The 1,054-nt window shown below is 39.3% G+C and carries 1 protein-coding gene; it reads left to right on the top strand.

Features of this window, described 5'->3' with window-relative positions; genetic code table 11:
- Positions 1-98 precede the first annotated feature (98 nt).
- Positions 99-1,040, top strand: a complete 942-nt coding sequence (locus CSV72_RS16525; RefSeq protein WP_099679249.1) for an IS30 family transposase — start codon at positions 99-101, stop codon at positions 1,038-1,040.
- Positions 1,041-1,054: the final 14 nt, after the last annotated feature.

Here is a 1,054-nt window from a genome sequence, read left to right as displayed (position 1 = left end):
TGTAGATTATCATATTAAGTCGAACGGTAGATAAATAAAAATAGCTCAATCGGGTACACATTAGTTAACGCCAATCAACTAATAAAGGAGTGCTCCCGATGAGCTATACACACATTTTACCACGGGAACGTATTTTAATCGAAGAATATACGATCGCCAATAAGACTCTTGGTTATATCGCACGACAGCTAAAGAGAAGTAAAAGTACGATTCACTATGAACTTCAGCGTGTTTCTCCTTACAATGCTCTTCAAGCGCAAGTAGACTACGATAGTAAGCGTGAAAACTGTGGCTGTAAACGTCAGGTAAATCTCAAGGATATTACGCACATTCTTGTACATTTGAAGAAGGGTTGGTCTCCTGAAATGATTGTTGGTCGATACGAAAAAAAGACTGGAAAGCCATTCCCTATAAGTGTTTCAAGTATTTATCGGTACGCTGCTGCAGGGTTATTTCGTTTATCACAAAAGCTTCTCATTCGTAAAGGGAAGAAATTGAAAAACAATGAACAAGAGACACGTGGGAAGATGCCCCGGTTAAAAAAGATTCATGCGCGTCAAGCTCCTAGAAGTGAAATCGGACACTGGGAAGTAGATACAGTGATAGGTAAAGCTCATAAAAGCCAAATCCTTACACTTACAGAACGAACGAGTCGTTTTACAATCGTTCAAAAGTTAGCATCCAAGACGGCAAGCGAAACCGCAAAAGAAATCATTTCTCTTCTGAAACATCTGCCTAAGAAGCTTGTGAAGTCTATTACAGCTGACAGAGGGAAGGAATTTCATATGTGGGTTGAAGTTGAAAAAGGTCTTGAAATTCCCTTCTATTTCTCAGATCCCGGTGTTCCTGGTCAGCGTGGCACGAATGAAAATACAAATGGTCGAATACGACGTACGTATCCTAAAGGTACAGACTTCAGTAGGTTGACTCAAAATGAGATCATAGGGTTCTTGTTAAATTTCAATCAAATTCCTAGAAAAGTACTTAATTTCAATACGCCCTTTGAGGTATTCATGAGTTATCTGACGCGTTCGACTTGATTTGACAATTTACC

The sequence above is a fragment of the Sporosarcina sp. P20a genome, from assembly GCF_002743175.1.
In the GTDB taxonomy this organism is placed as follows: Bacteria; Bacillota; Bacilli; order Bacillales_A; family Planococcaceae; genus Sporosarcina.
The sequence above is the reverse complement of the archived record's forward strand: the minus strand, read 5'-3'. Positions and strand labels throughout refer to the sequence as shown.